This window comes from Pseudomonas sp. GD04019 (assembly GCF_029837695.1).
Lineage (GTDB): Bacteria > Pseudomonadota > Gammaproteobacteria > Pseudomonadales > Pseudomonadaceae > Aquipseudomonas.
The window spans coordinates 135,286-150,652 of record NZ_JAOEEA010000012.1 but is presented as its reverse complement, the minus strand read 5'-3'; the positions used below and the strand labels follow the sequence as shown (position 1 = coordinate 150,652).

At 66.5% G+C, this 15,367-nt stretch carries 20 protein-coding genes; 2 read left to right on the top strand and 18 right to left on the bottom strand.

Annotation, left to right across the window (positions count from 1 at the left end; genetic code table 11):
* Positions 1 to 80: 80 nt before the first annotated feature.
* The 10 genes from N7607_RS18875 to ccmA are packed head-to-tail and all read right to left on the bottom strand — an operon-like array spanning position 81 to position 7,291.
* On the bottom strand, positions 81 to 404 hold the full coding sequence (locus N7607_RS18875; RefSeq protein ID WP_279867395.1) for a hypothetical protein: 324 nt from the start codon (positions 402 to 404) through the stop codon (positions 81 to 83).
* The gene (gene ccmI, locus N7607_RS18870) at positions 401 to 1,597 is read right to left on the bottom strand and encodes a c-type cytochrome biogenesis protein CcmI (protein ID WP_279867392.1); all 1,197 of its coding nucleotides are present in this window, start codon (positions 1,595 to 1,597) and stop codon (positions 401 to 403) included. Before ccmI ends, N7607_RS18875 begins: the two co-directional genes overlap by 4 nt.
* Positions 1,597 to 2,079: a cytochrome c-type biogenesis protein gene (locus N7607_RS18865; protein ID WP_192398456.1), complete on the bottom strand. Its 483-nt coding sequence runs from the start codon at positions 2,077 to 2,079 to the stop codon at positions 1,597 to 1,599. Before N7607_RS18865 ends, ccmI begins: the two co-directional genes overlap by 1 nt.
* Positions 2,076 to 2,609, bottom strand: a complete 534-nt coding sequence (locus tag N7607_RS18860; protein ID WP_279867390.1) for a DsbE family thiol:disulfide interchange protein — start codon at positions 2,607 to 2,609, stop codon at positions 2,076 to 2,078. The genes N7607_RS18865 and N7607_RS18860 overlap by 4 nt, the downstream gene beginning before the upstream one ends.
* Positions 2,606 to 4,579, bottom strand: a complete 1,974-nt coding sequence (locus N7607_RS18855) for a heme lyase CcmF/NrfE family subunit (protein ID WP_279867428.1) — start codon at positions 4,577 to 4,579, stop codon at positions 2,606 to 2,608. The genes N7607_RS18860 and N7607_RS18855 overlap by 4 nt, the downstream gene beginning before the upstream one ends.
* A gap of 11 nt (positions 4,580 to 4,590) precedes the next feature.
* Entirely contained in the window at positions 4,591 to 5,046 is a 456-nt protein-coding gene (gene ccmE, locus N7607_RS18850) for a cytochrome c maturation protein CcmE (protein WP_279867389.1), read from the bottom strand.
* Positions 5,043 to 5,219 carry a heme exporter protein CcmD gene (ccmD, locus tag N7607_RS18845; protein ID WP_137972875.1) on the bottom strand — a complete coding sequence of 59 codons (177 nt, stop codon included), beginning with the start codon at positions 5,217 to 5,219 and terminating at the stop codon, positions 5,043 to 5,045. The genes ccmE and ccmD overlap by 4 nt, the downstream gene beginning before the upstream one ends.
* Complete coding sequence (locus N7607_RS18840; RefSeq protein WP_279867387.1) at positions 5,216 to 5,974, bottom strand: heme ABC transporter permease; 759 nt, start codon at positions 5,972 to 5,974, stop codon at positions 5,216 to 5,218. Before N7607_RS18840 ends, ccmD begins: the two co-directional genes overlap by 4 nt.
* A gap of 13 nt (positions 5,975 to 5,987) precedes the next feature.
* Positions 5,988 to 6,659: a heme exporter protein CcmB gene (gene ccmB / locus N7607_RS18835; protein WP_279867385.1), complete on the bottom strand. Its 672-nt coding sequence runs from the start codon at positions 6,657 to 6,659 to the stop codon at positions 5,988 to 5,990.
* The gene (gene ccmA / locus N7607_RS18830) at positions 6,656 to 7,291 is read right to left on the bottom strand and encodes a cytochrome c biogenesis heme-transporting ATPase CcmA (protein WP_279867384.1); all 636 of its coding nucleotides are present in this window, start codon (positions 7,289 to 7,291) and stop codon (positions 6,656 to 6,658) included. The genes ccmB and ccmA overlap by 4 nt, the downstream gene beginning before the upstream one ends.
* A gap of 150 nt (positions 7,292 to 7,441) precedes the next feature.
* Here ccmA and N7607_RS18825 point away from each other — a divergent pair, with 150 nt between their 5' ends.
* Both N7607_RS18825 and N7607_RS18820 read left to right on the top strand, forming a co-directional pair.
* Positions 7,442 to 8,992, top strand: coding sequence for a flagellar hook-length control protein FliK (locus tag N7607_RS18825; protein ID WP_279867382.1), 1,551 nt, complete (start codon positions 7,442 to 7,444; stop codon positions 8,990 to 8,992).
* Positions 8,989 to 9,333 carry an EscU/YscU/HrcU family type III secretion system export apparatus switch protein gene (locus N7607_RS18820; protein WP_279867380.1) on the top strand — a complete coding sequence of 115 codons (345 nt, stop codon included), beginning with the start codon at positions 8,989 to 8,991 and terminating at the stop codon, positions 9,331 to 9,333. Before N7607_RS18825 ends, N7607_RS18820 begins: the two co-directional genes overlap by 4 nt.
* Here the strand turns inward: N7607_RS18820 and N7607_RS18815 are convergent.
* From N7607_RS18815 to N7607_RS18780, 8 genes are all read right to left on the bottom strand, one after another.
* The gene (locus N7607_RS18815; RefSeq protein ID WP_279867378.1) at positions 9,287 to 9,754 is read right to left on the bottom strand and encodes a rhodanese-like domain-containing protein; all 468 of its coding nucleotides are present in this window, start codon (positions 9,752 to 9,754) and stop codon (positions 9,287 to 9,289) included. The two genes, N7607_RS18820 and N7607_RS18815, sit on opposite strands and share 47 nt — an antisense overlap.
* Before the next feature lie 120 nt (positions 9,755 to 9,874).
* Positions 9,875 to 10,279 carry a DUF2802 domain-containing protein gene (locus tag N7607_RS18810; RefSeq protein WP_137972868.1) on the bottom strand — a complete coding sequence of 135 codons (405 nt, stop codon included), beginning with the start codon at positions 10,277 to 10,279 and terminating at the stop codon, positions 9,875 to 9,877.
* Between the two features lie 3 nt (positions 10,280 to 10,282).
* Positions 10,283 to 10,762: a chemotaxis protein CheW gene (locus N7607_RS18805; RefSeq protein WP_137972867.1), complete on the bottom strand. Its 480-nt coding sequence runs from the start codon at positions 10,760 to 10,762 to the stop codon at positions 10,283 to 10,285.
* A 79-nt stretch (positions 10,763 to 10,841) separates the two neighbouring features.
* Complete coding sequence (locus N7607_RS18800) at positions 10,842 to 11,666, bottom strand: CheW domain-containing protein (protein WP_279867376.1); 825 nt, start codon at positions 11,664 to 11,666, stop codon at positions 10,842 to 10,844.
* An 85-nt stretch (positions 11,667 to 11,751) separates the two neighbouring features.
* Entirely contained in the window at positions 11,752 to 12,540 is a 789-nt protein-coding gene (locus N7607_RS18795; protein WP_279867374.1) for a ParA family protein, read from the bottom strand.
* Between the two features lie 52 nt (positions 12,541 to 12,592).
* Positions 12,593 to 13,477 (bottom strand): flagellar motor protein MotD, encoded by an 885-nt coding sequence (gene motD, locus N7607_RS18790; RefSeq protein ID WP_279867373.1) that lies wholly within the window; start codon positions 13,475 to 13,477, stop codon positions 12,593 to 12,595.
* A 17-nt stretch (positions 13,478 to 13,494) separates the two neighbouring features.
* On the bottom strand, positions 13,495 to 14,235 hold the full coding sequence (locus N7607_RS18785) for a flagellar motor protein (protein ID WP_192398473.1): 741 nt from the start codon (positions 14,233 to 14,235) through the stop codon (positions 13,495 to 13,497).
* A complete protein-coding gene (locus N7607_RS18780) occupies positions 14,235 to 15,359 on the bottom strand; it encodes a chemotaxis response regulator protein-glutamate methylesterase (protein ID WP_279867371.1) in 1,125 nt (374 codons plus the stop codon). Before N7607_RS18780 ends, N7607_RS18785 begins: the two co-directional genes overlap by 1 nt.
* Positions 15,360 to 15,367 lie beyond the last annotated feature (8 nt).

Here is a 15,367-nt window from a genome sequence, read left to right as displayed (position 1 = left end):
CAGTTTACGAGGTGTAAATGAGCAGTCCGAACCCCATTTCAACGCAGCATGGCCGACGATCAAGAGATACGGGATGGTTCTTAGTCGGCGATGGTGCGACCGAGACCCGCCGGCACACCGCTGCTGTCGGTGGGCTGCCAGGGGCCGCTCGGACTACTGGCCCAGTTCCAGCCGCGATCCCAGCGGTAGTAGACACGCTCGCGGTAGTACAGCTTGGTAGAACCCTGGATCACATACACGCCCAGCGCCGGGTCCCAATAGGCATTGCCACCGGGTGGCGGCGCATAGCGCGGATGGCTCTGCTGCTTCTGCGCAGGCTCGCCGCCCTTGGGCGTGACGCCTGGCTGCAGGGCGCAGCCGCTCAGGGCGAGCAGCAGGGTGAGAGAAACCAGCGACTTGTTCATTGCGCTTGCTCCGGGCTGTCGATCAGCAGTTGCTGGGGCTCGCTGGTGCTGCTGGCGATCGGTTGACCACGACCGACCCACTCACCCTGGGTCGCCACACCACTGCGCGAAACCCGCGCCACCAGTTGGATCTGCGGGAAGCTGGAGAGCTTGAGCTGCTCCATCATCGCGTCCTTGTCGCTCAGTTCGACCTTGGCCGGCAGGTCGGCCACGGTCAGGCGCTTGACCGCCAGCGGCATGGGCGGGCCAGACGCGGCGCGGGCGAAGACGAACACCGTATCGCCAGGCTGCACCTTGGACTTGAGTGTAGGAGCCAGATCGACGCTGACGCGGATCACCGCCATGGATTTGTTCACCACTTCGCCCGGCGCCGGCTGGCCGGCGGCCTGCATTTGCTCGCGGGCACGGTCGATACCGACCTGGATCGAGGCGCGGGCCGGGTCTTCCGCCGGCATCTGCGCCGACAGGCGCTGCCAGTAGTCGATGGCCTCGGCGAAGCGCTCTTCCTCGAAGGCGGCGATGCCCAGCAGGCCGAGGCTGGTGGCCTCGTTGGGATCGGCCTTGAGCGCCTCGTCGGTGAGCGCCTGCATCTGCGCGCTCCACTGCTTGTCCGCGGCGAAGTACAGGGCCTGGGCCCACAGGCCGAGCAGCTCGGGCGCGCGGCCGGCGGCACGCACCGCATGCTCGTAGGCCATGGCGGACTTACCGGCGTCGCCGTTACCCATGTAGATGCGGCCCAGGTAGTACCAGGCCTCGGCGGAATCCGGGTTGTCCTTGACCGCCTGTTCCAGGCGCGCAGTCATCTGGTCGATGGTCGGGCGATCCTGCATGGCGGCCAACTCCTGGCTCGCGCCCCAGTGCCAGTACAGGCCGAAGGTCAGGCCCGGCAGCGCCAGGGCGATCAACAGCGGCAGGGCCTTGCCCAGCAGGCGACCACGGCCATTGCCGGCACCCTCGGTGTCGGCCAGCAGTTCGCGCGCGGCCTCGGCCTGGCCGGCGTCGAACTGTTCGCCAGTCAGCGTGCCGGCCTCGCGCTGCGCGGTGAGTTCGGCCAGGCGCTCCTGGTACAGGGCGACGTTGAGTGCGGTGCGGTCTTCCTCGGCCTGGGCGCGACGGCCACGCAGCACGGGAATCAGCAGGAAAGCCGTGCCGACCAGCAGCAGCAGGCCGACGGCGAGCCAGAATTCGATCATCAGTCTTGGGTATCCCGGGTTTCTTTCAGCAGAGCGTCCAGGCGCTCACGTTCGGCGGCGCTCAGGGCCACCTGTGCCGGCGCCTGTTCCACCTTGCGGCGGCGCAACACCAGCACGCAGAGCGCGATGGCGCCCAGGCCCAGCAGGCCGAAGGGGCCGTACCAGAGCAGCCAGGTGCGGCTGTCCAGCGGCGGCTTGTACATCACGAAGTCGCCATAACGCATGACCAGGAAATCGACGATCTCCTTGTCGCTCCTGCCCTCTTCCAGCATGCGGAAGATCTCGCGACGCAGGTCGGTGGCGATCGGCGCATTGGAGTCGGCGATGTTCTGGTTCTGACACTTGGGGCAGCGCAACTCTTCGGTGAGGCCGCGGAAGCGCTCGCGCTCGACCTCGTCCTTGAACTGGTAGGTATCGATGGCGGCACGGGCGGCGCCGACCAGGCTAAGCCCCAGCAGGCAGGCGATCAGCAGACGCTTCACGGTGTCTCCTCCTGCAGGGCCTGGTAACGCGGCGCCAGCTCCTTGCGCCAGACGTTCTCGTCGATGGCGCCGACGTACTTGTGGCGGATGACGCCCTGGGCATCGATCAGGAAGGTCTCCGGCGCGCCATACACGCCCAGGTTGATGCCGAGCGAGCCCTGCGGGTCGGCTACGTTGACCTGGTAGGGGTCGAGGTAATCCTTCAGCCACTTGCGCGCGGCCTCGCTGTCGTCCTTGTAGTTGACCCCGTGGATCACCACGCCGGCCTCGGCCAGGCGATTGAGCATGTGGTGCTCGGCCTTGCAGGTCGGGCACCAGGTGGCCCAGACGTTGACCAGCGCCGGGCCCTTGAGGTCCTTCTCGGTGATCATGCGCTGCTCGTTCTTCAGGTCCGGCAGGCTGAAGGCCGGCAGCGGCTTGTCGATCAGCGCCGAGGGCAGCTCCTGCGGATTGAGGAACAGGCCGCGGTAGAGGAACACGGCCATGGCCAGGAACAGCGCCAGCGGCAACAGCAGGATCAGGCGCTTCATGCAGTCGCCTCCGGCATGCCCAGCACGTCGCGCACGCGGCTACGCACCTTGACCCGATAGCGCGGGTCGAAGGCCGCCAGCAGGCCGCCGAGGCCCATCATCAAGCCACCCAGCCAGATCCAGCGCACGTAGGGCTTGATGTGCACGCGCACGGCCCAGGCGCCATTCTCCAGCGGCTCGCCGAGGGCGACGTAGAGGTCGCGGGTCAGCCCGGCGTCGATGCCGGCCTCGGTCATCGGCATCTGTTGCACGGTATACAGGCGCTTCTCCGGGTGCAGCACGGCGACTTCCTCGCCATCCTGCAGCACGCGCACGGTGCCCTTGTCCGAGGTGAAGTTGGGGCCTTCGAAGTGCTTGGCACCCTCGAAGACGAACACATAGCCGCCCAACTCCAGGGACTCGCCCGGCGCCAGACGCAGGTCGCGCTCGGCGCTGCCATGGCTGACCAGCACCACGCCGATGGCGCACACGGCGATGCCGAGGTGCGCCAGCTGCATGCTCCAGTAGCTGCTGGAGAGGCTGCGCATACCCTTCAGCAGCCCCTTGTGGCGGCACTTGTCGAGCAGGTCGCGTGCGCCGGCCAGCAACACCCAGAACGCCAGCAGGAACACTGCCAGCACGCTCCAGTGGAAATCACCGAAGGCCCAGCTGGCGAGGAAGCCGAGCACCACGCTGCCGACCAGCACCGGGGTGAGCATGCCGAGCAGCCATTGCACCGGGGTGTCCTTCCAGCGCACCAGCACGCCGACGGCCATCACCAGCATCAGCAGCGCCATCAGCGGCACGAACAGCGCGTTGAAGTACGGCGGGCCGACCGACAGCTTGGCACCGGACAGCGCATCCAGCACCAGCGGGTAGAGGGTGCCGAGCAAGATCATCGAGGCGGCCACCACCAGCACCAGGTTGTTGGCCAGCAGCAGGGTCTCGCGCGACCACAGGGCGAAGCCGACCTGGCTCTTGACCACCGGCGCGCGCACGGCGAACAGCGCCAGCGAGCCACCGACCACCACCAGCAGGAAGATCAGGATGAACACGCCGCGTGCCGGATCGTTGGCGAAGGCATGCACCGAGGTCAGTACGCCGGAACGAACCAGGAAGGTGCCGAGCAGGCTCAGGGAGAAGGCGGCGATGGCCAGCAGCACGGTCCAGCTCTTGAACACACCACGCTTCTCGGTCACGGCCAGCGAGTGGATCAGCGCGGTGCCGACCAGCCAGGGCATGAACGAGGCGTTCTCCACCGGATCCCAGAACCACCAGCCGCCCCAGCCCAGTTCGTAGTAGGCCCACCAGGAGCCGAGGGCAATGCCGATGCCGAGGAAGGCCCAGGCGACTATGGTCCAGGGCCGCGACCAACGTGCCCAGGCGGCGTCCAGCTTGCCGCCGAGCAGCGCGGCGATGGCGAAGGCGAAGGCCACCGAGAAGCCGACGTAGCCCATGTACAGCATCGGCGGATGGACGATAAGGCCGAAGTCCTGCAGCAGCGGGTTGAGGTCGCGGCCGTTGAGCGGCGCGTCCGGCAGCAGGCGCTCGAAGGGGTTGGAGGTGATGATCAGGAACAGCAGGAAGCCGACGCTGATCATGCCCATCACGGCCAGCACGCGGGCCAGCATCACGTCCGGCAATTGGCGCGAGAAGATCGCCACGGCGAAGGTCCAGCCGCTGAGGATCAATGCCCAGAGCAGCAGCGAGCCCTCGTGGGCGCCCCATACGGCGCTGAACTTGTAGTACCAGGGCAAGGCGCTGTTGGAGTTGTTGGCCACGTAGGCGACGGAGAAGTCGTCGACCATGAAGGCCCAGGTCAGGCAGGCGAAGGCGAACGCCAGCATGGCGAACTGGCCCCAGGCCGCCGGCTGGGCCAGGCCCATCCACTGGCGGTCGCCGAGCCAGGCGCCGATCAGCGGCAGGGTCGCCTGCACCAGGGCCAGGCACAGGGCGAGGATCAGGGCCACATGGCCCAGCTCGGGAATCATCAGCGCGGCGTTCATGGCTTGACCTCGCCGTCTTGCGGCAGCTTGCCGCTGTCCTTCAGGGCCTTGGTGACTTCCGGCGGCATGTAGTTCTCATCGTGCTTGGCCAGTACCTCGTCGGCGATCAGCACGCCCTCGTCATTAAGCTTGCCCAGCGCGACGATGCCCTGCTTCTCGCGGAACAGGTCCGGCAGGATGCCCTGGTAGCGGATGGTCACGTTCTTGGCGAAGTCGGTGACCACGAACTCCACCTGCAGCGAATCGCTGGAACGCTTGACCGAGCCCTCGGCGACCATACCGCCGGCGCGGATGCGGGTGTCCTTGGGCGCCTCGCCATTGGCGATCTGGGTCGGGGTGTAGAACAGGTTGATGTTCTCCTGCAGCGCGCTGAGGGCCAGGCCTACCGCGGCGGAGACGCCGACGAGGATGGCCAGGACGATGTACAGCCGTTTCTTGCGGACCGCATTCACTGTTGTTTCTCCCGGCGCAAACGGCGCGCCTCGTCTTGCAGGTAACGCCGGCGGGCCAGAATCGGCAACGCGACGTTGAGGGCCAGTACCGCCAGGCTGATGCCGTAGGCCGACCACACGTAGGCGCCATGGTGGCCCATGGCGAGGAATTCGGCGAAGGAGGCGAAGCTCATGCCCTGCCCTCCACCAGACGGCCGATCTCGGCCTTCACCCAGCTGCTGCGGGCCTCGCGCTTGAGCACCTCGGTGCGCATGCGGTAGAGCAACACGGCGCCGAGGAAGCAGTAGAAGCCGAGCACGCAGAGCAGCAGCGGCAGCCACATCTCCACGCTCATGCTGGCCTTGCCGGTGACCTTGAAGGTGGCCGGCTGATGCAGGGTATTCCACCACTCCACCGACTTCTGGATGATCGGGATGTTCACCGCGCCGACCAGCGCCAGCACGGCACAGGCCTTGGCTGCGCTGTCGCGGTTGCTGATGGCGTTGCCCAGGGCGATGACGCCGAAGTAGAGGAACAGCAGGATCAGCATCGAGGTCAGACGCGCGTCCCAGATCCAGTAGGTGCCCCAGGTCGGCTTGCCCCAGATGGCGCCGGTGACCAGCGCGACGAAGCACAGCCAGGCACCGATGGGCGCGGCCTGCTGCAGGGCGACATCGGCCAGCTTCATCTTCCACACCAGGCCGACCAGGCCGGCCACCGCCATCATCAGGTAGCAGGACTGGGCGAGGAACGCCGCCGGAACATGGATATATATGATCCGGTAGCTGTTGCCCTGGTACTTCTCGGGCGGCGCGAAAGCCAGGCCCCAGACGATGCCGACGGCCAGCAGCACCACAGCAGCCGCGGCCAGCCACGGCAGCCAGCGACCGCTGCGCTCATAGAACCACTTGGGCGAACCCCACTGGTGAAACCAGGTCCATCTCATCACGGTGACTCTTTAGTTATTCGCCGACGCTGATCTTCAGCCCGGCGCCGATTGCAAAGGGTGTCAGGGTGACCGCCAGGGCGGTCAGGCTGGCCAGCCACAACAGGTGGCCGGCCGCCGGCAATCCTTGCAGGGCCGCCTGTAGCGCCCCGGTGCCGAGAATCAGCACCGGGATGTACAGCGGCAGAATCAACAGCGCCAGCAGCAGCCCGCCGCGCTTGAGGCCGACGGTCAGTGCCGCGCCCACCGCGCCGAGCAGGCTCAGCACCGGGGTACCGAGCAACAGCGAGGCCAGCAGCACCGGCAGGCAGCGACCCGGCAAACCGAGCATCAGGGCCAGCAGCGGCGCCAGCAGCACCAGGGCCAGCCCCGAGAACAGCCAGTGTGCCAGCACCTTGGCCAGGACCAGAAGGGGCAGCGGGTGCGACGAAAGGACCCACTGCTCCAGCGAGCCGTCCTCGAAATCACTGCGGAACAGCCCGTCCAGCGAGAGGAGCACGGCCAATAACGCCGCCACCCAGATCAGCCCGGGCGACAAGGTCTGTAACAGATTGGTCTCGGGGCCGACCGCTAGCGGGAACAGGGCGATGACGATGGCGAAGAACACCAGCGGGTTGGCCAGCTCGGCCGGGCGGCGGAACAGCAGGCGGGCTTCGCGTGATAGCAGCAGGAGGAAGACGTTGTTCATGCGCTGCGCCGCCCCAGGTCCAGCTCGCGGTAGCCGGCAGGCTTTTCGCTGAGCGTGTGGTGGGTGGTCAGCACCACCAGGCCGCCCTGCTCGCAGTGCCGCGCCAGATGCGCTTCGAGCTGCGCCACGCCTTGTTTGTCCAGGGCGGTGAAGGGTTCGTCGAGAATCCACAACGGCGGCGCATCCAGATACAGCCGGGCCAGGGCCACGCGGCGCTGCTGGCCGGCGGACAGGGTGTGACAGGGCACATCCTCAAAACCTCGCAGTCCGACCGCTTCCAGCGCCTGCCAGATCGCCTCGCGCGCGGCCGGCTGGTGCAGCGCGCAGAGCCAGGCGAGGTTCTCTTCGGCGGTGAGCAGGCCCTTGATGCCGGCGGCATGGCCGATCCACAGCAGGCTGCGCCCCAACTCGCCATGCTGGCTGGCCAGCGGCTTGCCGTTCAGCAGCACCTCACCGGCAGTCGGCTGCATCAGCCCGGCCAGCAGGCGCAGCAGGCTGGTCTTGCCGCTGCCGTTGGGACCAGCTACCTGCAACAGGGTGCCGCCGGCGAGGTCCAACTCCAGGTGCTCGAATAGCAGACGCCAGTCCCGCTCGCAGGCGAGGGCAACGGCTTGGAGTCGTGGACTGATCACTGCATGGCATCCCGGAGGGGTTCAAGTCAGAGGGGGGCTGGCCGCTATACTGTGGCAAGTTGACCGTACAGCCAGCCCGGAAACGGCCGGCATTATACATGCCGGGCTTTACCCTCCGAAGCCGGCTTTTTGACAGGGTGTGACCCGGCCATGGCAGAAATCAGCAGTCCTCGCCCGCTTCCCGCGACGTCGCCGGTCGTCCGCCCCGCTACGCCCAACGCCGCCGATCTGGCGGTGAAGCTGCTGCAGCCGTTGGAAGGCATGCTGGCCGCCGGCGAAACCGCCAAGGCCGAAGTGCTGGCAGCCAAGGAAGTGGCGCAAAGCTTCCAGTTGCTGCTCAAGCTGACGCTGAACGGCGGCAAGCAAGCCACACTCGAAGCCAGCAGCCCACGTCCATTGGCCCAGGGCACCACCCTGGCCGTCACCGCGCTGTCCGAGACGCGCCTGGCCGTAGCCCTGCAGGGCGGCGACACGCGCTTGCTGACCAGCCTGGACCTGGAGCAGCTACCGGTCGGCACCCTGCTGCAAGGCAAGGTCGAATCCCGTGAGCAGATCGCCCAGCTCAAGACCCAGCAGGCGCTCTACCGGGTGGTGGTCAATCTGCTCAACACCTCGCTGTCCGGCAGCAAGCTGAGCGTGGAAACCCCGCTGCCGTTGCCCATCGGCAGCCTGCTCACCGCCCAGGTGCAGGGCAGCCAGGCGCTCAACTTCCTGCCACTGAGCGGGCGCCTGGACCAGCTGGTGCTGGGCCAACAGCTGGCCGCCCAGCAGAGCCGCCAGGGTTCGCTCGAAGGCCTGTTCAAGGGCCTGCAGGGCATGACGCAGCAGGACGGCCTGCCGAGCGAACTGCGCACCAGCATCGACAAGCTGCTCGGCATGCTTCCGGACGGCAAGCAACTGGGCAGCGCCGAAGGCCTGGCCAAGGCCATGGAGCAGAGCGGCGTGTTTCTCGAGGCCAAGCTGCTCAGCGGCCAGGCGCAGAACCTGCCGCAGGATCTCAAGGCCAACCTGCTGCGCCTGGTCGCCCAGCTGTTGCCGACGCTACCGGGCGGCGCGCCACTGCCCGCCGCCAGCGCCGGCAATGCGCTGGCCCAGGCCATGCCCGCCTTCGTGCGCAATGCTCTCGGCGCACTCGGCCAGGTCAGCCTGCGCCAGCAGGCCATGAGCTTCCCCCTGCCCTCGCGCCTGCTGCAAGCGATGGACGAGGAGGCCGACCTGGAAGCCCTGCTCAAACTGGCCGCCGCCGCCGTATCGCGCCTGCAGACGCACCAGCTGTCGAGCCTGGCCCAGTCCCAGGTGACGCCCGAAGGCAACCTGCTGACCACCTGGCAGCTGGAGTTGCCGATGCGCAACCAGCACGACGTGGTGCCGCTGCAGGTCAAGCTGCAGCGCGAGGAACCGGGAAACACCGGCAACAAGAAGGAGCAGAAGGAAACCCTGTGGCGCATCGATCTGGCCTTCGATCTCGACCCGCTGGGCCCGCTGCAGGTCCAGGCGCAGCTGCTGCGCGGCAGCCTGTCCAGCCAGCTGTGGGCCGAGCGCGCGGATACCGCGCAGCTGATCGACCAGGAGCTGGACAACCTGCGCCAGCGCCTGCTCGGTGCCGGCCTGGAAGTGGGCGAGCTGAGCTGCCGCCAGGGCATGCCACCGCAGGGCCCGAAGACCAATCTGGAACAGCGCTGGGTGGATGAAACCGCATGAAGCAGGATAAAGCCCCGCGCCAGGCAATCGCCCTCGCCTACGACGGCAGCAATGCGCCCAGCCTCACCGCCAAGGGTGACGACGAACTGGCCGAGGCGATTCTGGCCATCGCCCGCGAGTACGAAGTGCCGATCTATGAGAACGCTGAACTGGTGCGCCTGCTGGCACGCCTGGAACTGGGCGATGCGATCCCCGAGCCGCTCTACCGCACCATCGCCGAGATCATCGCCTTCGCCTGGTACCTCAAGGGCAAGCGTCCGGCCGGCTTCGTCGAAGAGCCGGCGGAGCGCGACGTCACTCCGCAGTCTGACCGGCCGCGGTTGGCGGCTCCCCGGCGATAAAGGCTAGCAACTCGCCTTCCTGCCCCCGGCCCTGGGGGAAGTCAAGCAACTGCCAGGCGAAGTAACCCGAGCGGAAGTAAAAGACCTGCTGGAAGCCCCAGCCCACGGCCAGGCGCGCGGCCTCGGCGCTCTCCGGACAGACCTCGCTGTCGCAGTACAGGACGATGGGCATGTTGCGCGGCCAGTCCGGCCCGGACAGCTCGACGAAGCGCTGGTCCAGTTGCAGATGCAACGCCCCGTGCACATGCCCCCAGCCCCATTCGCGGGCCGGGCGCACATCGATGAACAACACGCCGAACTCATAGAGCTGGCGAGCCTGCACGGCGTTCACCGTGGTCGCGCCCCTGACCTCCAGCGGCGCCTCACTGGCACCCACACTCGGCACGACCAGGCACAACAGCAACAACAATGCGAAACGCATGGTGGACCTCCTCGGGAAGTCAGCTCCATGTATTCAGCTTAGGCACAGGGATACCGCGCGCTTGGAACGGTTAGCGCCACACGATCGGAAAGTCAGAACCGAAGGATGTAAGGAAAAGGCTCAAGAACGCTGCTTTGGCGCCTTGTGCAGGCGACTGACCAGCTCGGCCTCGGCCTGGGTCAGGCCGCAGGAGTGGGTAAGATCATCGACGCTGGCGCCCATCCCCACCAGGCGGGCGGCCTGGGTGAAGGACAGGCTGGAGGGATCGCGCTGCTCCATCTGGTTGAGCTTGTCCGGCAGCGGCGCCACCACGCGGCGCAGCTCGTGCAGCTCCTCGCCCATGCGGATGCTACCGGTAAGGTAGGCATCCAGGCGGCGGGAAAGCTCTTTCAGGCGTTGATCGCGGAGAGCGTCGCGCTCCTTCTGCAGCTCCGCCTGCTGGCGCAGCTTCAGCGACAGCTGATAGCAGAAGCCGGCAAGCAGCACGCTGAACACACCGAGCACGGCAACCGCGATCTCCAGCATGGGTCAGATGCTCTCCAGCTCGGACCACTCTTCTTCGCTCATCATCTTGTCCAGTTCCACCAGGATGAGCAGCTCGCCGTTCTTGTTGCATACGCCCTGGATGAACTTGGCCGATTCCTCGTTGCCCACGTTCGGCGCGGTCTCGACTTCGGATTGGCGCAGGTAGACAACCTCGGCGACGCTGTCGACCAGGATGCCGACCACCTGCTTGTCCGCCTCGATGATGACGATACGGGTGTTGTCGGTGACCGGCGCCGGCGACAGGCCGAAGCGCTGACGGGTGTCGATCACGGTGACCACGTTGCCGCGCAGGTTGATGATGCCCAGCACGTAGGTCGGTGCGCCCGGAACCGGGGCTATCTCGGTGTAGCGCAGTACTTCCTGCACCTGCATCACGTTGATGCCGTAGGTCTCGTTATCCAGGCGGAAGGTCACCCACTGCAGAATCGGATCTTCGGAACCTTGCGCTGACGATTTCTTCATGTCCCTAGCCTCGGTCAAGTTCGCGGGTGAGCCCGCTTGTCGTTAACTATAGAGCCCCGCGCGAAACGGGGCGTTGCACTCAATTCGCGCGGATCGCTCCGTTGCGCGTGGCGCCGCTGGCGATCAGCTCGGCCAGGGCCGAGACATCCAGCAGCGCGCACATGTGTTCGATCACCGTACCGGCCAACCAGGGGCGTTGCGAACGCTGGCTGCGCCATTTGATCTCGCTCGGGTCCAGGCGGATCGAGCGACTGACCTGGTGTACCGCCAGGCCCCATTCGTAGCCCTGCACGGAAATCACGTACTGCAGGCCGTCGCGGAAGTCTTCGCGGTAGCGCTCGGGCATCACCCAGCGTGCCGTGTCCAGCACCTTGAGATTGCCGTCCTGGCCCGGTAGAAGGCCGAGGAACCAGTCCGGCTGACCGAACAGCGGGGTCAACTCGGTGCCCGCCAGCGGGTGGATGGTGCCCAGGCAAACCAGCGGCACCGCCAGGGTCAATCCGGCCACATCGAACAGCAGGCACTCGAAGGGCTCTTCCGCCCAGCTCGGCCGTCCCTCCAGGCTCGGCGCGGCAGCCGGCGCCTGTTCCACACGCGCCTCGACCTCTGGCTCGGCAGGTGCCACTGGCACCTCGATGATCGGCGGCACGTCCGGCATGCGCAATTCGATGGTCGGCAGCACTTGCGGCTTGGCTTCCGCCAGGGCCAGCGGTCTGGCCAGTACCGGCTTGGCCTCCACGCGACGAGCATCGCGCACCTGTTCCTCGAGCACGGCGGCCTCGAACTCGTCGAAACTCAGCTCCTGCTCCTGTTCCAGCTCGACAGCCGCCTCCTGCAGCAGCGCATCCAGGTAGGACTGCAGGGCCTGCTGTGGGCGAGTGGCGGTGGCGGCGGTACGGCTCATAGGGAGTTCCACGAAATAGGTCTTACAGACTATCGGCAGGGCTGGCCGATGACTTGAACCGGTCTGATCAGCATAGCCTGCTCCGTCAGGCTACCTGACTGGCCGGTTGCCCCGCCAGCAAGTGCTTGAGCAGCGCGCGATACGCGATGACGCCGCGACTGTTGTTATCGAACTGGGAGGGCGTCTGCCCTGCCCGGCTGGCGTCGCGCAGGCGCGTGTCCACCGGCACATAGGCCTGCCACAGGTGCTCAGGATAGGAGTTGCGCAGCACCCGCAGGGTATTCAGTGAGGCCTGGGTACGGCGGTCGAACAGGGTCGGCACGATGGTGTAGGGCAACGGCTGCTTGCGCGAGCGGTTGATCATGGCCAGGGTGCTGACCATGCGCTCCAGCCCCTTCACGGCGAGGAACTCGGTCTGCACCGGGATCACTAGCTGCTGGCTGGCGGCCAGGGCATTGACCATCAGCACGCCGAGCAGCGGCGGGCTGTCGATGATCGCGTGATCGAACTTCTCCCACAGCTGCGCCAGGCTTTTGGCGACCACCAGGCCCAGGCCGTTCTGCCCCGGCGACTGGCGCTCAAGAGTGGCTAGCGCGGTGCTGGAAGGCAGGAGGGAGATGTTCTCATGGCTGGTCGGCAGCAGCAGGCGCGCCGGCAGCCCCTCGGGCACCGTGCCCTGGTACTGGAACAGGTCGAAGCTGCTGTGCTCCAGGCTATCCGGATCATGGCCGAAATAGCTGGTCATCGAACCGTGCGGGTCGAGGTCGACCACGACCACGCGCTTGCCGGCGTCGGCCAGCAGGCCCGCCAGGGCGATGGAGGTGGTGGTCTTGCCGACTCCACCTTTTTGATTGGCTACTGCCCAGACTTTCATCTTCTTCGTCCTCCCGGCCTGGCCGTCCCCCTGCCGAGAACTGGATGACGCCTCACGGTGCGGGCGTCGGAATATTGGCGGAACCACTCACCGGTGCCGCTTGAGTCTGTGCCGGTGCAGGTTGCGTGCCAGCCCGCTTCAGGGCGGCATCGGGCTTGGCGTTACCGCTGCCCACGCCACTGACGCTGCGGCGCACATCCAGATTGCGCGAGATCACCAGCACCACGCGGCGATTGCGCGAGCGGCCCTCCTCAGTGGCATTGTCGGCCACCGGTTGGAATTCGCCATAGCCGACCGCCGCCAGACGTCCGGGATTCACTCCGTCCATCGCCAGCATCCGCACTATGCTGGCCGCCCGCGCCGTGGAAAGTTCCCAGTTGCTGGGGTACTGGGCAGTGCTGATCGGCAGGTTGTCGGTGAAGCCTTCGACGTGCACCGGGTTCTCGTAGGGCGCGATGATCTTCGCCACCTTCTCGATCAGGGTGAAGGCCATTTCATTGGGCACCGCATCGCCGCTGGGGAACAGCAGGCTGGAGTTCAACTCGATCTCCACCCACAGCTCGTTGCCGCGCACGGTCAGCTGCTCGGAGGCGATCAGGTCGCCGAAGGCATCGCGCATGCTGCTGGCGATCTGCTGCAACGGGTCGCTGGGATCCTCGCTGGAGGTGCTGCTGTTGGGGTTGTCCTCGATCATCGAGCGATCGGGCTCGGTGGTCCGCGGCTTCTCGTCACCGATGGGAATCGGCTTGATTGCCCGCTCCGGCTCGCTGAACACGCCGACCAGGCTTTCCGAGAGCACCTTGTACTTGCCCTCGTTGATCGAGGAAATCGAGTACATCACCACGAAGAAGGCGAACAGCAGGGTGATGAAGTCCGCGTAGGACACCAGCCAGCGCTCGTGATTCTCGTGTTCCTCGTGGTGGCGCCGCCGGGCCATGTCGGTCCCCTACCTCGTCAGTCCATGAAGCCTTGCAGCTTCAGCTCGATGGAGCGCGGATTCTCGCCCTCAGCGATGGAGAGGATGCCTTCCAGCAGCATCTCGCGGTAACGCGACTGACGCGCCGCGATCGACTTGAGCTTGTTGCCGATCGGCAACAGCAGCAGGTTGGCGAAGGCCACACCGTAGATGGTGGCGACGAACGCCACGGCGATGCCGGCGCCCAGCTTGCTCGGGTCGGCCAGGTTGCCCATGACATGGATCAGGCCCATCACCGCACCGATGATGCCGATGGTCGGCGCATAGCCGCCCATGCTCTCGAACACCTTGGCCGCCTGGATATCGCGCCCTTCCTGGGTGTACAGGTCGACCTCGAGGATGCTGCGGATGGCTTCCGGCTCGGCGCCGTCCACCAACAGCTGCAAGCCCTTGCGAGCATAGGGATCGGGCTCGGCATCGGCCACCGGCTCGAGGCCGAGCAGCCCTTCCTTGCGCGCCGCCATGCTCCAGCTGACCACGCTGGCGATGCCGCCGGCCAGATCGACGCGTGGCGGGAAGACGATCCAGCGCAGGATCACTAGGGAGCGCTTGAACACGCTCATCGGCGCCTGCAGGAATGCCGCGCCCAAGGTGCCACCGATCACGATCAGCGCCGCCGGGCCATTGAGCAGCGCTCCGGCGTGGCCGCCTTCCAGGTAGTTGCCGCCCAGAATGGCGACGAACGCCAGGATGATCCCGATGAGGCTCAGTACATCCATCAGATGCAGGCCTCGGCCAGATGCCGGCCGATATCGTCCAGACCGTACACCGCGTCGGCCAGGTTGGCCTTCACCACCGCCATGGGCATGCCGTAGATCACGCAGCTGGCTTCGTCCTGGGCCCACACCTGGCTGCCGCCCTGCTTGAGCAGGCGCGCGCCTTCGCGGCCATCGGCGCCCATGCCGGTGAGTACCACGGCCAGCACCTTGTCGTTGTACGACTTGGCGGCGGAGCCGAAGGTGATATCGACGCAGGGCTTGTAGTTCAGGCGCTCGTCACCCGGCAGGATGCGCACCGAGCCGCGCGGGTCGACCATCATCTGCTTGCCGCCCGGGGCCAGCAGGGCGACGCCGGGGCGCAGCAGGTCGCCGTCCTCGGCTTCCTTGACAGTAATCCGGCACAACTTGTCCAGGCGCTCGGCAAAAGCCTTGGTGAAGGCCGCCGGCATGTGCTGGATCAACACGATGGGGGCCGGGAAATTGGCCGGCAGCTGGGTCAGCACCCGCTGCAGAGCGACTGGGCCGCCGGTGGACGTACCGATGGCGACCAGCTTGTAGGACTTACGCTTTAGGGCGCCACCACTGGGCGCCACCGGTGCAGGCGCCGCGCTCGGCCGGCTGGCGGCCGGAGCAGGTGCAGCAGGCGCCGGGCGCGCCGGGGCACTCGACGTGCTGGTGGCCGGGGCCGCCGCGCTGGGCGGGGCGCTGAAGGTGCTGTAGCGACGATTGCTGCGGGCGATGGTATGCACCTTCTCGCACAGCATGGCCTTGACCTTCTCGGGGTTGCGCGAGATGTCTTCGAAGTTCTTCGGCAGGTAGTCGACCGCACCGGCATCCAGCGCATCGAGGGTGACACGGGCGCCCTCATGGGTCAGCGAGGAGAACATCAGTACCGGCGTCGGGCAGCGCTGCATGATGTTCCGCACGGCCGTGATGCCGTCCATCATCGGCATCTCGTAGTCCATGGTGATCACGTCCGGCTTCAACGCCAGGGCCTGATCGATGGCTTCGCGGCCGTTGGTGGCGGTACCGACCACCTGGATATCGGGGTCGGCGGAGAGAATCTCCGAGACCCGGCGGCGGAAGAAGCCGGAATCATCCACCACCAGGACCTTGACTGCCATAAACACTC

Coding starts and splice junctions, on each gene's coding strand:
- N7607_RS18875 (WP_279867395.1), bottom strand. CDS start 404: ATGAACAAGTCGCTGGTTTCTCTCACCCTGCTGCTCGCCCTGAGCGGC.
- ccmI (WP_279867392.1), bottom strand. CDS start 1,597: ATGATCGAATTCTGGCTCGCCGTCGGCCTGCTGCTGCTGGTCGGCACG.
- N7607_RS18860 (WP_279867390.1), bottom strand. CDS start 2,609: ATGAAGCGCCTGATCCTGCTGTTGCCGCTGGCGCTGTTCCTGGCCATG.
- N7607_RS18855 (WP_279867428.1), bottom strand. CDS start 4,579: ATGATTCCCGAGCTGGGCCATGTGGCCCTGATCCTCGCCCTGTGCCTG.
- ccmD (WP_137972875.1), bottom strand. CDS start 5,219: ATGAGCTTCGCCTCCTTCGCCGAATTCCTCGCCATGGGCCACCATGGC.
- ccmB (WP_279867385.1), bottom strand. CDS start 6,659: ATGAACAACGTCTTCCTCCTGCTGCTATCACGCGAAGCCCGCCTGCTG.
- N7607_RS18825 (WP_279867382.1), top strand. CDS start 7,442: ATGGCAGAAATCAGCAGTCCTCGCCCGCTTCCCGCGACGTCGCCGGTC.
- N7607_RS18820 (WP_279867380.1), top strand. CDS start 8,989: ATGAAGCAGGATAAAGCCCCGCGCCAGGCAATCGCCCTCGCCTACGAC.
- N7607_RS18815 (WP_279867378.1), bottom strand. CDS start 9,754: ATGCGTTTCGCATTGTTGTTGCTGTTGTGCCTGGTCGTGCCGAGTGTG.
- N7607_RS18810 (WP_137972868.1), bottom strand. CDS start 10,279: ATGCTGGAGATCGCGGTTGCCGTGCTCGGTGTGTTCAGCGTGCTGCTT.
- N7607_RS18805 (WP_137972867.1), bottom strand. CDS start 10,762: ATGAAGAAATCGTCAGCGCAAGGTTCCGAAGATCCGATTCTGCAGTGG.
- N7607_RS18800 (WP_279867376.1), bottom strand. CDS start 11,666: ATGAGCCGTACCGCCGCCACCGCCACTCGCCCACAGCAGGCCCTGCAG.
- N7607_RS18795 (WP_279867374.1), bottom strand. CDS start 12,540: ATGAAAGTCTGGGCAGTAGCCAATCAAAAAGGTGGAGTCGGCAAGACC.
- motD (WP_279867373.1), bottom strand. CDS start 13,477: ATGGCCCGGCGGCGCCACCACGAGGAACACGAGAATCACGAGCGCTGG.
- N7607_RS18785 (WP_192398473.1), bottom strand. CDS start 14,235: ATGGATGTACTGAGCCTCATCGGGATCATCCTGGCGTTCGTCGCCATT.
- N7607_RS18780 (WP_279867371.1), bottom strand. CDS start 15,359: ATGGCAGTCAAGGTCCTGGTGGTGGATGATTCCGGCTTCTTCCGCCGC.